Annotated in this window: 12 protein-coding genes and 1 pseudogene; 5 read left to right on the forward strand and 8 right to left on the reverse strand. The window is 38.2% G+C overall.

Features of this window, described 5'->3' with window-relative positions; translation table 11 throughout:
• Positions 1 to 520: hypothetical protein (locus ACFIO3_RS02360; protein ID WP_375704074.1), on the reverse strand; the 520-nt coding region annotated here is incomplete at its 3' end.
• Between the two features lie 112 nt (positions 521 to 632).
• Positions 633 to 1,814: a DNA recombination protein RmuC gene (locus tag ACFIO3_RS02365; RefSeq protein WP_375606156.1), complete on the reverse strand. Its 1,182-nt coding sequence runs from the start codon at positions 1,812 to 1,814 to the stop codon at positions 633 to 635.
• Between the two features lie 90 nt (positions 1,815 to 1,904).
• Here ACFIO3_RS02365 and def point away from each other — a divergent pair, with 90 nt between their 5' ends.
• From def to truA, 3 genes are read left to right on the forward strand one after another with little or no spacing between them, the layout of a single operon-like run.
• Positions 1,905 to 2,441 carry a peptide deformylase gene (def, locus tag ACFIO3_RS02370; RefSeq protein ID WP_375606155.1) on the forward strand — a complete coding sequence of 179 codons (537 nt, stop codon included), beginning with the start codon at positions 1,905 to 1,907 and terminating at the stop codon, positions 2,439 to 2,441.
• Positions 2,441 to 3,370, forward strand: coding sequence for a methionyl-tRNA formyltransferase (gene fmt / locus ACFIO3_RS02375; protein ID WP_375606154.1), 930 nt, complete (start codon positions 2,441 to 2,443; stop codon positions 3,368 to 3,370). The genes def and fmt overlap by 1 nt, the downstream gene beginning before the upstream one ends.
• 1 nt (position 3,371) lies before the next feature.
• Positions 3,372 to 4,115 carry a tRNA pseudouridine(38-40) synthase TruA gene (gene truA, locus ACFIO3_RS02380; RefSeq protein ID WP_375606153.1) on the forward strand — a complete coding sequence of 248 codons (744 nt, stop codon included), beginning with the start codon at positions 3,372 to 3,374 and terminating at the stop codon, positions 4,113 to 4,115.
• Positions 4,116 to 4,147: 32 nt separating this feature from the next.
• Here truA and ACFIO3_RS02385 read toward each other — a convergent pair whose 3' ends face one another.
• Complete coding sequence (locus ACFIO3_RS02385; RefSeq protein ID WP_375606152.1) at positions 4,148 to 5,011, reverse strand: LOG family protein; 864 nt, start codon at positions 5,009 to 5,011, stop codon at positions 4,148 to 4,150.
• 106 nt (positions 5,012 to 5,117) lie between these two features.
• Here ACFIO3_RS02385 and dapD point away from each other — a divergent pair, with 106 nt between their 5' ends.
• Positions 5,118 to 5,966 (forward strand): 2,3,4,5-tetrahydropyridine-2,6-dicarboxylate N-succinyltransferase, encoded by an 849-nt coding sequence (gene dapD, locus ACFIO3_RS02390; RefSeq protein WP_375610013.1) that lies wholly within the window; start codon positions 5,118 to 5,120, stop codon positions 5,964 to 5,966.
• Between the two features lie 576 nt (positions 5,967 to 6,542).
• Here dapD and lepA read toward each other — a convergent pair.
• Entirely contained in the window at positions 6,543 to 8,348 is a 1,806-nt protein-coding gene (gene lepA / locus ACFIO3_RS02395) for a translation elongation factor 4 (protein ID WP_375607987.1), read from the reverse strand.
• Positions 8,349 to 8,795: 447 nt separating this feature from the next.
• On the opposite strand from lepA, the pseudogene ACFIO3_RS02400 reads away from it, so the two are divergent.
• Positions 8,796 to 8,918: pseudogene (locus tag ACFIO3_RS02400) on the forward strand (integrase); the annotation flags it as partial.
• A gap of 1,036 nt (positions 8,919 to 9,954) precedes the next feature.
• Here ACFIO3_RS02400 and ACFIO3_RS02405 read toward each other — a convergent pair.
• The 4 genes from ACFIO3_RS02405 to dnaK form a co-directional block, all read right to left on the reverse strand.
• Positions 9,955 to 10,869, reverse strand: a complete 915-nt coding sequence (locus ACFIO3_RS02405) for a DMT family transporter (protein ID WP_375606150.1) — start codon at positions 10,867 to 10,869, stop codon at positions 9,955 to 9,957.
• A gap of 32 nt (positions 10,870 to 10,901) precedes the next feature.
• Positions 10,902 to 11,807 (reverse strand): acetylglutamate kinase, encoded by a 906-nt coding sequence (gene argB, locus ACFIO3_RS02410; protein ID WP_375606149.1) that lies wholly within the window; start codon positions 11,805 to 11,807, stop codon positions 10,902 to 10,904.
• 1,889 nt (positions 11,808 to 13,696) lie between these two features.
• Positions 13,697 to 14,839 (reverse strand): molecular chaperone DnaJ, encoded by a 1,143-nt coding sequence (gene dnaJ / locus ACFIO3_RS02415; protein WP_375606148.1) that lies wholly within the window; start codon positions 14,837 to 14,839, stop codon positions 13,697 to 13,699.
• A gap of 158 nt (positions 14,840 to 14,997) precedes the next feature.
• Positions 14,998 to 16,890, reverse strand: coding sequence for a molecular chaperone DnaK (gene dnaK / locus ACFIO3_RS02420; RefSeq protein WP_375610012.1), 1,893 nt, complete (start codon positions 16,888 to 16,890; stop codon positions 14,998 to 15,000).
• Positions 16,891 to 17,101 lie beyond the last annotated feature (211 nt).

Below are 17,101 nucleotides of genomic sequence, written 5' to 3' on the forward strand. Positions count from 1 at the left end.
CCTGTGAAAGTGCAACAGTGACATGCCCGCCACTACGCGCATAAGCACCATGTCCCATATGATAATTTAAATAAAGGCTATATGCATCATCAAACCTCACGCCATTGCGTTGAACACTTTGGCGATGATACCAAGCAACAAAATCAGCAGCATCTGCGAAATTCGTACGCCATGCAAAAGACTTTCCTGTAGAGCGAAGATACATTGCCCATGTACTGTCAAGCGCTTGAGCATAACCATAAGCTGTCGACCGACGTTTCCATGGGATAAAACCAAGTAGTTTTTTGCGTGGAGGACGTGCATTATGTCGAAAACTTGATTCCATATTAATGGTTGCAAGAATAATAGGCATAGGAATCCCATAGCGCATTTCTGCTTTTTGAGACGCCTTTCCCCAATTATCAAAAAAACCATTTTTTTGTGCTAAAATAGCGCAAGCATTGTTTGTGTGAGTGGGAGTGGTTGTTGCACAGCCCCCTAGCAGAAACACCAATGCCCCTAAAAACAAAAGGTGTCGCATATTCTCTATTCCTCTCGTTTAAGAAATAAAACAAGATAGAGATACTAAAAAATGATTACCAATCAATAAAGAGCGTGATCTAACTTGTGATATTTAAGAAAATTGTTTTGCGTTATTCCTCATCAACTAAACGCAATGTTTGTGACTGAGCGGATGTTGTCATTTTTGTTGGCTCAGAGTAATTTTCTTTTAATTCGAAAGTTTCAATGCGATTTGCCCGTTTCATAATTTTGGAAGATGATATTAAAATTCCCTCTATATCTTCACCTGCTTTGTAAAAGTGCTTCTGTAGGGCGCGAACACGCATATCCATTCGTCCAAAATCTTCCATCAGTTTTGCCACTTCCGATTGAATTAAATGCGCTTGTTCACGCATCCGCGCATCTTTCATAATGGTTTGTACAACCTGGACAGAGAGCATCAACAAAGATGGTGAAACAATAATCACATGGGCTCTATTGGCTTTTTGTACCAATGCCTCAAAGTCCTCATAAATTGTTGCAAAAATTGATTCCGATGGCACAAAAAGGAAAGCAGTGTCATGGGTTTCTCCAGGAATTAAATATTTCTGCGCAATATCACGGATATGGACTTCCATATCGGTACGAAATTGGCGTTCTGCCTCTTGACGCTCTTGCGTTGATGCGGCTTTACGCATAGCATTCCAAGCCTCTAGAGGGAATTTAGCATCAACAACAAGAGAAGGTGCTTTATTGGGCATATGAATAAGACAATCTGGGCGCTTTCCGTTGGAAAGAGCAGCCTGAAAAGCATAGGCATTTGCTGGTAAGGCATCAGCAATAATTGCTTCCATCCGCCCCTGACCAAAGGTACCACGTGTCTGCTTATTGCTTAAAATGGATTGTAACTGAACAACTTGTCCCGTAAGCGATTGAATATTATTTTGTGCCGCATCAATCACTGCTAAACGTTCTTGCAAACGATTCAAATTTTCATAAGTGGATTTAGTTTGTACCTGAAGTGTTTGACCTAAGCTTGTTGTCATTCCATTGAGTTGCTCACTGAGCGATTTATTCAATTCAGCTTGCCGTTGACCAAAAATTTCCGCCATCGTTTGCATTCGCCCTTGCATTTCAGCTTGTGTTTTTAGCAAGGTAGCCATCTGCATTTGTGCCTCACGCGCACGTTCAGCAGTTTCTTGTTCCAAAAATGTTCTTTTTCGATGAGAATGTATCAGCATAAAAAATGCCAAACAGACAAGTGTAAATAAAAGTAAAACGATTAATTTAGAAAAAAACTCACCAGTGAGTATAGAAAAAAACGAATCAAACATAAAAGGTAATATAACGCTCTTATGGTAAAAAAATGCAAGAATCCGTTATTCAATATTGACCAATAACAAACCTTTGATTAATCTCTTCTTATGCCAATAAGATCTTTAGTTATTTTACCTGATCCGATTTTACGGGAAGAGTCCAAACCCGTTGAGCAGGTCGATTCAGCTCTCCAAAAGCTCGCAGATGATATGTTGGAGACCATGTATCATTCTAAAGGTGTTGGTCTTGCTGCTATTCAAATTGGTATACCACTACGTATGTTGGTTATGGATGTCTCTGGAAATTCTGAAGATGAGCAGAAAAAACCGCTTGTTATTATCAACCCTGAGATTTTATGGCTTTCAGATGAGCGCAATATTTATAAAGAAGGTTGTCTTTCTATTCCTGACTATTTTGCGGAAGTTGAACGCCCTAAACGTCTGCGTGTTCGCTATCAGGACCGTGAAGGAAAACAGACAGAAATTGAAGCAGATGATCTCTTGGCGACTTGCTTACAGCATGAAATTGATCATTTAAATGGGCGTCTTTTTATTGATTACATTTCAAAGATCAAACGCGATATGGTGATACGAAAATTTAAAAAACGCGCAAAAGAAAAAAACACACAGGAAGCAGTTTTGTAATGGCATTACGGTTAAGTTTTATGGGAACACCAGATTTTTCTGTTCCCATTTTACATGCTTTATTGAATGCTGGTCATGATGTTGTCGCTGTTTATAGTCAACCCCCTCGTCCAGCAGGACGTCGGGGGCTTAAATTAATCCCCTCAGCTGTTCACACGGTAGCAAAAGAAAAATCTATTCCTATCTTTACGCCTCAAACACTTAAAACAGCCGAACAACAAGAAAAATTTGCAGCACTTTCTGTTGATGCTGCTATTGTCGTGGCTTATGGACTCCTGTTACCCAAAGCTATTCTCGAAGCACCGCGTTTTGGTTGTTTTAATGCCCACGCTTCACTCTTACCACGTTGGCGTGGTGCTGCACCTATTCAACGAGCAATTATGGCCGGTGATAAGGAAACAGGTATCATGATCATGAAAATGGATGAAGGACTTGATACAGGACCTATTGCTCTTTCTCGTTCTCTCCCTATTACTGATAGCGCCACCAGCGCTGAGCTTTCAAATAAACTTTCAAATATAGCCGCAGAACTTATGATAGAAGCTCTATCAACTCTTGAAAAAGGACAACTTAAACTGACCCCACAATCAGAGGAAGGCATCACCTATGCAGCCAAAATTAGGAAAGAAGAAACCCGCATTGATTGGACAAAACCTGCAGAGTTTATTCATAGGCATATTCGCGCGCTCTCTCCCTCTCCTAGTTGCTGGTGCAATATGAATATCGGTGGACGAGAAGAACGCGTAAAAATTATTGAAAGTCGCTTAACAACAGGAGCTTCTTTTGAAATTGGGAGGATAGAACCAAATTCTTTGATTATTCATTGTGGACAAGGACGGATAGAAATAACCTCTCTCCAAAGATCTGGCGGTAAAATTCTTGATAGCGCAACATTCTTGCGAGGCGCTCATATTTCTGCTGTTTTTTAATATGCCACGTTTTAAACTCACTCTTGAATACGATGGTTCAAATTATGCTGGTTGGCAGCGTCAAGTGGAGCTTCACACGATACAAGGAACTCTTGAACAGGTACTCTTTTCCTTCAGTGGACAACAATTGACCATAACAACAGCAGGACGAACGGATGCAGGGGTGCATGCCACGGGACAAGTTGCCCATGTTGATTTTGAAAAAAACTGGCCCCCCCATACTGTGCGTGACGCACTCAATGCTCTTTTACGTAAACAGGGAGAAGCGATTTCAATCCTAAACGTACAAAATGTCCCTGATGATTTTGATGCACGATTTTCCGCTGTAAAGCGCCATTATCTTTTTAAAATTCTCAATCGCCGCTCTCCACCAGCTCTAAATGCCAAACGCGTATGGTGGATACCAAAACCTCTTAATGCTGAAGCTATGCATGAAGCTGCGCAAAAGCTTGTTGGACAACATGATTTTACAACTTTCCGTTCAGCACATTGCCAAGCCAAAAGCCCTATTCGTACCCTTGAACGCCTTGATGTTCAAAGAGAAGGAGAGGAAATCTTCCTTTATGCACAAGCTCGTTCTTTTCTTCATCATCAAATCCGTTCATTCGCAGGAAGCCTCATGGAAGTGGGTATTGGACGTTGGACAACACAAGATCTTGAAGCAGCTCTTCACGCTAAAGATCGCAAACGCTGTGGTGTTGTTGCCCCCCCCTCAGGACTTTATTTAACCAAAGTAGAATATTAATGATCCTTCAAGCGTTAACGCCTCAAAAACTGTTAAGGCAGCATATAAAAAGAACGAATTTCTTCAAACGCTTCTGCTGCTGTATTGACAAATTTCACAAAATTAACATCACTGGGAGAGATCGTACCTTGTGCAGATAGATACTCAAAGTTGATAGCATTGCTCCAAAACTCTTTGCCAAACAATAAAATTGGTACCTGTTTCATACGCCCCGTCTGTACTAAAGTTAACGTCTCAAACAGTTCATCCAGAGTCCCAAATCCTCCAGGAAAAATGGCTAATGCTTTCGCTCGTAATAAAAAATGCATTTTTCGCATCCCTAAATAGTGAAAATTAAAACACAAATGCGGCGAAACATATGAATTAGGCTCTTGCTCATGCGGTAAAATAATATTCAAGCCAATTGTTGGAGCCCCAACATCACAAGCACCACGATTTCCCGCCTCCATGATCCCTGGTCCGCCCCCCGTAACAACCACAAATTCACGATATTCTGTCGTAGCAGAATAGAGTGAGCACAAACGCGCAAACTCTCTTGCTTCATCGTAATAATGTGACATAGCACGCAAATTTTTCTTTTGTGTTTCATTTTTTGCTGCCCACGCAGCTTGCCTAGGTTCAGGAATGCGCGCACCACCAAACAAAACAACTGTCGATTGAATATTATATTCTTTAAGAGTTATTTCCGGCTTTAAAAATTCAAGACCAATACGTTGTGAGCGCAGCTCTGGACGCATCATAAACTCTTGATCGATATAGGCTAAACGATAAGTAGACGAACGCACCTGTGCTGAATTAGAGACTTTATGTATTTGTTGTAGAGCATCCTTCGTATGGAGAAGTGGTGTCCAGTTTTCTTGCTCTGCTTTTCTTTTTTCTTTACAGCCTTTTTTCATGCACCTGTCCTACTTCCTCATCGTTTTATTGACTGAAAACATTTCTTCGCGTAAGTCATAGAGAATAAATCTTGAAGCTTTCAACTTGTTTAACGGAACTATGTTCATGATCAATCTCACACAACTTGAAATCATTATCGAAAAAGCATTTGATGATCGTGATTCTATTGATACTACCACAAAAGGTGAAATTCGTGAGAGTGTCGAACACGCATTGAATCTTCTCGATAAAGGTGCAATTCGCGTCGCAGAACGGCAAAAAAACGGACAATGGCATGTTCATCAATGGTTGAAAAAAGCTGTTTTGCTCTCTTTTCGGCTTAACCCTATGCAAATTATTGCCGGTGGTGTAAATGGAACACATTGGTGGGATAAAGTTCCTTCAAAATTCTCTGGTTGGCAAGAGGCAGATTTTAAAAGTGCTGATTTCCGTTCCGTTCCTGGAGCCATTGTACGTCATTCTGCTTACATTGCACCCAATGTTATATTGATGCCATCCTTTGTCAATCTCGGCGCCTTTATCGATGAAGGAACAATGGTTGATACATGGACCACCGTTGGTTCTTGTGCACAAATTGGTAAACATGTTCATCTTTCTGGCGGTGTTGGTATTGGAGGTGTTTTGGAACCCCTGCAAGCAAATCCAACAATCATTGAAGATCACTGCTTTATCGGTGCACGCTCTGAAATTGTTGAAGGCTGTATTATTCGTGAAGGCGCTGTTTTAGGAATGGGAGTCTTTATTGGAAAATCAACAAAGATTATTGATCGTACAACAGGTGAAATTTTTATTGGTGAAGTACCAGCCTATTCAGTGGTTGTACCGGGTTCTCTCCCCGGAAAACCTTTACCAAATGGTGAAGCAGGCCCAAACCTTTATTGTGCTGTTATTGTAAAACGCGTTGATCAAAAAACACGAGAAAAAACATCCATTAATGATCTTTTACGTTCTTAGACACAAGATTAATGCATAATAATATTTTCTCGTTTTTTAACTTGAATAATAACCTCGAATACAAGGATTCTCTCATTTCAAATCCTTTCATAGTGAATCAATCACTATCATTTCCTTGCTCGTCACAAATGCTGTTGGTCTGTGGGTAAGAAACACTTCAAGAAAAGAGTGAAATACCTTTAATGAATTCTCTCTATCGCCAAGAGCTATCATAATATTTTGAGCTGAAAAAGAGTATGATGGGTGCGCTTTGCACCTTTCTGACGCATAAAGATGTGGCGCCAAATGGGTTTCATGTAATTTACAATGAATTTCACATTATATTTTGTTGCAGCCCCCGTTGTGAAATGAAGTTTGATGTATTGAGAGATGTTTCTTTGAAACAAGTGCACAAACGTGCAACACAACAAATGTATTTTGTTTAAAGCATTCTGTTTTACATGAGAAAGTGACACCATTCGCAATACACAAAAACATGAAGCACAGTGCGATTCTATTTAAAAGTGTTCTTTAAGCACCTGAACCAATCGACAAAAGCAAAAGCGCAACCAATGAGAGAAAATATTCCTTTTTCCATTATTTATTCATTTTGAGCGCTTGGATAAATGCCGATTGTGGAATTTCTACTTTTCCAAATTGGCGCATCCGCTTTTTGCCTTCTTTTTGCTTTTCCAAAAGTTTGCGCTTACGCGTAACATCACCCCCGTAACATTTCGCTGTTACATCTTTACGCAAAGCACGAATTGTTTCGCGCGCTATAACCTTACCACCAATAGCCGCTTGAACTGGAATCTGAAACATATGCTGAGGAATAAGATCTTTCAGTTTTTCACACATGGAACGCCCGCGCTTTTCTGCAATCGTGCGGTGCACAAGCATAGACAATGCATCTATAGACTCTCCATTTACCAAAATAGACATTTTAACTAAATCCCCTTCTGCATAATCTGTCATTTGATAATCAAAAGAAGCATAACCCTTTGAAATCGATTTTAGCCGATCATAAAAATCAAAAACAACTTCATTCAGTGGTAAATCATACGTTACCATAGCACGGGTTCCAACATAGGACAAACCAACCTGTACCCCGCGCCGCTCTTGGCATAGCTCTAAAATTGACCCAAGATAATTATCAGGCGTCATGATTGTCGCTCGAATCCATGGTTCTTCTATGGAAGAAATTTTAACCACATCAGGCATATCTGCTGGATTGTGCAACTCTTTAACAGAACCATCATTCATATTCATGCGATAAACAACCGAAGGTGCTGTCGCAATTAAATCCAAATTAAACTCACGCTCTAATCGCTCTTGAATAATTTCAAGATGCAGAAGTCCCAAAAAGCCACAGCGAAAACCAAAACCCAAAGCCGCGGATGTTTCCATTTCAAAAGAAAAACTCGCATCATTTAAGCGTAATTTGCCCATGGCTGCACGCAAATCATCAAAATCGGCAGCATCAATTGGAAAAAGTCCACAGAAGACAACAGGTTGCGCCGGCTTAAAACCAGGCAAAGCATTTTCACAAGGACGACGCTCTTCAGTAATCGTATCCCCAACCCGTGTGTCTGCTACCTCTTTGATAGAAGCAGTGATAAAACCAATCTCACCTGGTCCTAATTCATCAACCTGTACCATTTTAGGTGTAAAAACCCCAACGCGCTCAACTGGATATTTTGCTCCTGTACCCATCATACGAATGGTTTGGCCTTTTTTTAAAATACCATCTATCACCCGTACCAAAACAATGACACCAAGATATGCATCATACCAGCTATCAACCAACATTGCTTTCAAGGGATTTGCAACATCGCCTGTACGTGGAGGTGGTAATTGTGCAACAATTGCCTCCAAAACATCAGGAACACCCAAACCTGTTTTTGCTGATATTTCTACTGCTTGAGATGTATCAATGCCTATCACATCTTCAATTTGTTCTTTAACACGCTCAGGTTCTGCTGCTGGAAGATCAACTTTATTGAGAACAACAACTAACTCATGGGAATTATCAATGGCTTGATAAACATTTGCTAATGTCTGCGCCTCTACGCCTTGGCTTGCATCCACCACTAACAGAGAACCTTCACAAGCTGCCAATGAACGCGAAACCTCATAAGCAAAATCCACATGACCAGGTGTATCCATAAGATTTAAAATATAGGTTTCACCATTCTTTGCCTTATAGTGTAAACGTACCGTTTGTGCTTTAATAGTAATTCCACGTTCACGCTCAATATCCATGGAATCGAGTACTTGTTCTTTCATCTCACGTGTTTCAAGCCCACCTGTTATTTGAATCAAACGATCAGCTAAAGTGGATTTGCCGTGATCAATATGCGCCACGATGGAAAAATTACGAATATAATTACGATCTATTGTCATATAAGGCGATTTAGCAAAGAATAATACAAAACGCAAAGACCAATTATGCTCCGGCTTCTATCAAAAGAATATAAACCTAAAAAGCTTCTCAAAACACAACTTTTCATAGACTAAAAAATGAGGCTTTTGTTTGCTAAATTAAATCCAAGGGTGCTAAAATGATCTTTTCACATCTTGTTTGATAACTCATATGCTGGCATTATATAATAAGATATTGATTTATAAATATAATTTAGCATTATTTATATTGAATTAGAACCTTGAGTACCGTAAGATTCTCTCATTTCAAATCTGTATATCTTGAATCAATTAAAATCACTTACTTGCACATTACAAGCGGCATAAGTGTGTGGATAAAATTTATATAAGAAAGAACTAAAAATGGCTCTTATGAACCCGTTTTAATGCAAGAGCTGTCGGCAACACCCACGAGCTGGCAAATAGTGTGATGGTGCCGACTTACTTTTTCATAAGCATAAAGATGGGGGTGCTCAATGGATTTACCGTTATACTATTCATAGGCACCGTCGCGAAATGGGATTGAGAGCGTTAAGAGATGTTTCTTTAAAATAAGCCCGTGAATATGCAACGCAATAATGGATGCGTATATCACTAAGGCTTTCAATAAAATGCACAAGAAATGCTTTTTATTTGTGCGCAATAATCTGTTTTTTTCAGCAATCTTATAAAATAAAATGGATATTGAGAGAGATAATTTTCTTCTCAATGTTTAAAACTTTAGAAATAAGCTTTATTGAGTAAAGTTTTTATGCCCTTTTATACAACGCCTTTCTTCTTTCATTAAAGATAAAAAAACATCAAATCTCTTCTATTAATTTGGTAGTGTTTTTATTTATAATGACTATTTATTGTTTTGCAAATTAAATAAAAACCCTGAATATCGCGAACCTTTTTCATCTTAAGCTTGCTTATGGTAAATTAATCAAATTTTTTTACACATTACAAACAGAACTGGACAAACAGGACTGGTGTATGGATAAAGCCGTTTAAGGAATGAGTAAAATACTTCTTAATAAACTCTTTCAAGTACCAAAACTTGTCGTAATGGTAATTGATAAAGAAAATAATGCTATTAACTTTAATTTTTTATTTTAAGTAAAAATGGTGATATTTCATGGCCTTTATACATTTCACATGGACCATCAATGGGTACAATATCCATTGAGAAAATATATCTTTTAAAAAAGTGCGTTAATGTACACCATTATGAGGGCTGCTTTGAGCGTTTCTATTTTGCATGGGAGTTAAATAACAAAAGGAATAACGTGCGACAGTGCATAGTTTTCATTATTCAAAAATATTACCGTAGATGTTTTTGAAAGTTGTTAAAGCCGAATTTAAAAATGATCGTAAAGATGCGTATTAATTTTCACTTTTACAACTTAATGCTTAGCTCAATGAAGTTTGTTTTTCCTTTTCAGAGGTTAGAAAACAGATAGAAGCATACTCTTGCTCCAATTTGGCATGCAAAAGCTGGAATAATTTATAGAATTCTTAATCATCTTAATATTAAAAAAAACTTTAAAAATGAAAACTCTACAAGCAAAAATCTCGTGCAATAAAATCATAATAAAAAAATGTATAGCTAATCAATTTTTTTAATTGCTTTATTTTTTTTACGCCATTGTGAAGGTTGTAATTCAGCCACAATGATCCCAATAAGAATAAGCAAACCGCCCAATAAAGCTAAGGGAGATAAACGTTCTCCAGCCAAACGCCCAACAATACCAGCCCATACCGGTTCACCTGCGTAAATGAGTGTCGCACGCGTAGGGGAAATAGACTTTTGTGCCCAATTCATAGCTAATTGAATGATGGCACTCATTAATGCCAATCCTATACCAATATTAAACCACACCCACGAAAATTCAGGAATGCTTTCACCCATCAAAGGCATACAAGCAAATGAAAAAAAACCACTAAAAAATAACTGAATAATGGTTACACGCCGACTATCAACCTTGTTCGCAAAAATTCCGATGAGTATGACTTCTCCAGCAATCGCTAATGCACCTAACAAAGTCAAAATTTCACCTTTTGAAAAATCAAAACTTCCAGGCTTTTGTCCTGAAATGAATACAAGCCCAATAAAAGCGAAAACAATACCAATCCAACAGGCTAAACGGGGAGGTTTTTTAAACACAATCCATTGCAAGATTGGAACCATCGGTACATAAAGCGCTGTGATAAAAGCCGACTGACTACTAATAATCGTTTGAAGTCCAGCTGCTTGAAAAGCATACCCCAAAAACATGGCTAAACCAATCGCCATCCCAGCAAAAACTTCATAAACAGTTATCCTTTTTATAGAGCGCCAAAAAATTGCCCCACATATAAGAGATGCAACAATAAAACGAAATCCAACAAAAAATAGAGGACCGCTATAGCGTACCGCAATGTGAATGACTAAAAATGTAATGCCCCACAATATTGTCGCAGCAAATAGTGCCAATTCTGGTTTACTTAATAAAGGATATTTAAACTGTTTTATACTTTTCATGAAAAGCCTTCTCCTTCAATTTTCCGCACAATTTATGAAACAATAAGCGTTCCAATTCCCTGTTCGGTAAACAGTTCTAGTAAAACAGGATGAGGGGTTTTACCGTTTAAAATGACAACACCTTCCACACCATTTTGAAGGGCTTTTATACAAGTCTCTACTTTTGGGATCATGCCTCCTGAAATTGTTCCATTTTTGATAAGTTTCTCAGCTTCAGAAACTGTCAATTCTTTTAAAAGTTTACCCTGTTTATCCAAAACACCAGGAACATCAGTGAGAAATAAAAGGCGTTTAGCCTCTAATGCACCAGCAATAGCTCCAGCAAAAATATCAGCATTAATATTGTAAGTTTTACCATCGCGTCCTGGAGCCACAGGAGCAAGAACTGGTATCATTTCAGAACACGCTAAGAGATCTAGCAATGTGCGATCAACTTCAATAGGCTCACCAACAAACCCCAAATCTAAAACACGTTCAATATGAGAATCAGGATCAATGACAGTTTTATAAGCCTTTTCGGCAAAAACCATATTGCCATCCTTGCCGCATAATCCTATTGCCCATTCACCCTCAGCGTTGATGAGAGCAACAATTTCTTTGTTTATGGATCCCGCTAAAACCATTTCAACAACTTCAACAATCCGTTCATCGGTTACCCGTAAACCGTTTTCAAATCGTGATTCAATCCCCATTTTCATTAAAATTTTAGCAATTTGAGGTCCACCACCATGAACAACAATAGGATTAATCCCTGATTGCTTTAATAGAGCAATATCACGCGCAAATGCTCTTCCCAAAGCGGGATCACCCATAGCATGGCCGCCGTATTTTACCACGACCGTTTCATTTTCATATTTTTGCATATAAGGTAAAGCAGACGATAAAAATGCTGCTTGTTTTTCCAAAACATCTACATCATCGTTTTTAGCATCATCCATCAATAGAGCCTCCTCATCACTTTTTACCATCTCTTAATGAAACTTAGGAAAAGTGAAAACAATAAAACCAAGCTTTACTCTATCCATCCCCCTGAAAATCGTCAATTTTCTTTTAATTTACGAAGATGAAACACAAAAAATATCCTTTAAAAATTGACCGTAAAAAATTAAACAAAATAGGTGTCAAAAAACGTCATTACTTTATGATCTTATGTATAAAATTGAAAAGCAAAATTTTGAAAATTTTTTAAGCGACGCCCTATATTCAATTCATTAATTTATACCTATGGATACTTAACAATGAATAGAAATATATACAACCATTGATTTTATAAGATAAAAGCAAAATTTTCTTATCATAATAAAATTAACCTATCGCCAAGATAAGAAACCACTCAACCGCTTTAGTAACCTATCTCAATTTTTCTTTAATGAAATTGTCAAACGAAGTTCGACCGGAGACTATAACTTTGGTTTTTAAAATTTGACTTTTTTCAATCATTAAACATGAGAAAATGTCAATTAAATATCCCTTTATGAAGAATTATAATACGTTGATTTATAATAATAATTTTATATATTTATAGCGTAAAAACCCTAAATGAGAAGTCTGAATATAAGAATATTTTGTCATTTTAACTCTCACATTTCAAATCAATAAAAACCGTTGGCTTGTATGTTACAAATGAACTTGGTATTATAAATACTATAGAAAGCTTAAAATACCTCTTATTAATGCTCTCAATAGCAAAAGATGCAGCAATGTTTGAAACGAGGAATGATAGTGTCAACTTACGCATACATGAGCGTAAAAAGAGTGGTGTACAATGAAGTTTTATACCCTTTCAAGCACCATCGCATGCAATCGGGGTACATCCATTAGGAAATGTTTCTTCAAAATAAGCGTATAGATTTGTAACACAATGATCTTCTGTATGGGCGTAAGAGATTTACCTCTATTAAAGATCGCGAAAACAAAAGCGTGAGGGACTATGTATTCCATTATTAAATACTACTTTGAATATTTCTGAAAGGCGCAAAGCTAAGTGAAAAAGAAGTGGCAAAGCTGGAATTTTCTACTTTTATGCTTTTATATTCTCCTCAACTTTAGCTATATCCTCGTTGCAAAAATTACTTAAACAGATATATACAATACTCTTGTTTCACTCCGACATAAAAAAGTTGCAACAGTAAAGAACATACTGAACTGCCTTAACATTTATCCATTTATCTCAAACATACTGCTCCATGAGATCTGAATTGATTTACAGATAACAGCAAAAGCAAGCGCTTTATTAAAATACAAAACCAAATCCACAATCTAAAAAGACATGATTACTGCTAAAAGCTGAGATGAAGCATGTAAAAGTTATTTTGAATAAGAATAACCCGTATTTTAAGGAAAGCAGTGGTTTAAGGCTATGAAAATGCCAGAAATAAAATCGGTTATAAGAAGTTGATACTTTATTTGAAAAAGATGAATTGCCTAACAGCTTATTTAGCGTTTCTTGGCAAGCTGCTAACTATTTTATAGTTTTATTTATAGAGCCTTTAAAAAGAAATTTTCAGTGAAAAAATAGATACAAAAAATACTGAATGCATAAAGACAGCCATCATGACACCGGCAATATTTATTATCAATCACTCAATTGCGTTCTTATATGGATAAGCCCTTTTTAAAATGTCATAGACATTCAAAAATAAGACTTATCCATAAAACTCATGAAATATAAAAACTATCAGCAGCAGGAGTTTATCCTAAATTAGCTGTCTCTCTCTTTTCTTTTTAAAGAAAAAAATGCTTTTCAAAGATAATGAGACAATAGAACACTTAATGAAAATAACTTTCCCACAGTTCTCTCTAATTATTCTGAGAACATTCACATATTTTAACCAGAAATATTTTCAAAAAATTCTTTCATCCGTGAAAAAAAACCATGTGATTGCGGTGAATTTTCATGATTTGAGAGCTTTTCAAATTTTTGCAACAATTCACGTTGTTCTTGCGTTAATTTCTGCGGTGTCTCAATCGTGATATGGATGTAAAGATCACCCCTTGCTTGCTGACGGCGCAACATGGGCATACCTTTGCCTCTAAGGCGGAATTGACGTCCATTTTGTGTTCCTTCTGGGATCTTAACACGTGCTTTAACACCATCAAGGTCGGAAACTTCAAACTCTCCTCCTAAAGCAGCTGTTACCATTGAAATAGGAACGCGACAGTGAAGATCTGCTCCTTCTCGCTGAAAAAACTCATGCGGTTTAATGGAAAGAAAAATATAAAGATCACCATTGGGGCCACCACGAATACCAGCATCACCCTCACCAGAAAGGCGAATACGCGTTCCATCTTCAATACCAGCTGGAACATTTACGCTCAATGAACGTTTTTTCTCTATACGCCGTGTCCCCTGACATTTGGGGCACGGATCGGTAATAGTTTCACCCCGTCCATGACATGTAGGACATGTCCGCTCAATAGAAAAGAAACCTTGCGCAGCACGCACACGTCCAGATCCATGGCATGTTCCACAAACTTGTGGCTTAGAGCCCTTTCTCGCTCCTGATCCTTCACAAACATCACACGTAACGGAACTGGGAATATTAATTTCTGCAGTTTTTCCTGAAAATGCCTCTTCTAAAGTCACTTCCATATTATAACTCAAATCTGCACCACGTTCGCGACTATCACCACGCTTACGGTGGGTCCCTCCCATAATCTCACCAAAAAAGTCTTCGAAAATATCCGCAAATCCACCACCAGCAGCAAAACCACTAAAGGGATTTGCTCCCCCTTGACCACCACTATTTTCAAAGGCCGCATGGCCAAATCGATCATAAGCAGCACGCTTCTGGGGATCTTTAAGAACTTCATAGGCTTCGCCAATTTCTTTGAATTTTCGCTCTGCCTCTTTATCCCCCGCGTTGCGATCAGGATGATATTGCATTGCCAACTTACGAAAAGCAGATTTCAACTTTTTATCATCACATTCGCGAGTCACGCCAAGAATTTCATAATAGTCAACCTTCATCATGTATTCCTGATAATTTTTCTGTCATCCAACTTTATGGATAATATTGCTTTTAATTTATATTTTTAGCAACAAAGTTGCAACTTATCTCAAATAATAAAGCCCAGCCTTATATTTCAAAGGCCGGGTTTATAAATTAATCAACACATACGCTGACACTATTTCTTCTTATCATTAACTTCTTCAAAATCAGCATCGACAACATCATCATTCTTTGTTTCTGTTTCAGTGTCCGCGCTCGCTGCTTGTGAAGCTTCATACATAGCCTGTCCAAGTTTCATACTGACTTCTGCTAATTTTTGCATCTTTGTTGCTATCTCTTCCGTATCACTGCCTTCAAGCGCAGATTTCAAATCAGAGATTGCTGTTTCAATCTGTCCCTTTTCTTCAGCTGATACTTTATCGCCATATTCATTGAGCGACTTTTCAGTTGAATGAATAAGAGCCTCCGCTTGATTTCTAGCTTCAACACCTTCACGGCGTTTTTTATCCTCAGCCGCGTGCTCTTCTGCATCCTTTACCATTTTTTCAATATCAGCATCACTTAAACCACCTGATGCCTGAATACGAATTTGATGCTCTTTCCCTGTTCCCTTATCCTTGGCCGAAACATTAACAATACCATTCGCATCGATATCAAAAGTAACTTCAATTTGAGGTATACCACGTGGTGCTGGAGGAATACCAACAAGATCAAATTGAGCCAATAACTTATTATCACTTGCCATTTCCCGTTCACCTTGGAAAACACGAATCGTTACAGCACTCTGGTTATCATCAGCTGTCGAAAAAACTTGCGATTTTTTCGTCGGGATAGTGGTATTGCGCTCAATAAGGCGTGTGAAAACCCCACCCAAGGTTTCAATACCCAAAGATAAAGGTGTTACATCTAGCAACAACACATCTTTGACATCGCCTTGCAATACACCTCCTTGGATGGCAGCGCCCATTGCAACCACTTCATCAGGGTTAACGCCTTTGTGTGGATCCTTACCAAAGAAGTTCTGCACAACTTGCTGAATCTTAGGCATACGTGTCATACCACCCACTAAAACAACTTCGTCAATCTCACCAGCCTTTAATCCAGCATCTTTCAACGCAGCTTTACAAGGTTCGATGGTACGCTGGACTAAATCGTCAACGAGAGATTCAAATTTTGCCCGAGTCAATTTCATTGTTAAGTGCTTGGGACCTGATTGATCTGCCGTGATAAATGGTAAATTAACTTCTGTTTGCTGTGACGAAGAAAGCTCAATCTTTGCTTTTTCTGCTGCTTCTTTTAAGCGCTGTAAAGCCAGTTTATCATTTTTCAGATCAATTCCTTGCTCTTTTTTGAATTCATCGGCAAAATAACCGACCAAGCGCATGTCAAAGTCTTCACCCCCTAAAAATGTATCCCCATTGGTTGACTTAACCTCAAAAACGCCATCTCCAATTTCAAGGACTGAAATATCAAATGTACCACCACCAAGGTCGTAAACAGCAATTGTTTTTCCGTCCTTTTTGTCCAAACCATAAGCTAAAGCAGCAGCAGTTGGCTCATTAATAATCCGTAAAACTTCAAGTCCAGCAATTTTACCTGCATCTTTCGTGGCTTGACGTTGCGCATCATTAAAATAAGCAGGAACCGTAATAACGGCTTGTTCAACTTTTTCACCAAGATAAGATTCTGCTGTTTCCTTCATCTTTTGCAAAATCATAGCTGAAATTTGTGACGGAGAATATTTCTTTCCCGCCTCTTCAACCCATGCATCACCATTGTCACCTTTAACAATTTTATAAGGAACAAGCGCTTTATCTTTTTCAACCATAGGGTCATCAAAACGGCGCCCTATCAAACGTTTAACTGCAAAAACTGTCCCTTCAGGATTTGTCACCGCCTGCCGTTTAGCAGGTTGCCCAACAAGCCGCTCCCCCCCATCAGTAAAGGCAACAACGGAAGGTGTTGTTCGCGCTCCTTCTGAGTTTTCAATAACTTTTGCATTTTTGCCATCCATAACAGCCACACAAGAGTTCGTTGTCCCCAAATCAATACCAATTACTTTTGCCATATTATAATCTCCATTCAGCAAGCTACCTCAACCTTCATAAAGCATCTTTTTAAGATAGCTCCTCATAACACCTAAAGCCCGTATATTGCTTCAAGCAACATAAATAATAATAAACTGCAAGTCGCAACAAGCCTTGCTGCCTCGTATATAAGAACAGGCTTTTATTGCTACAAGAGAATAATGAGAGAAACATCTCCAAAATAAAAAATTT

This window comes from Bartonella sp. AD328YNZD (assembly GCF_042196425.1).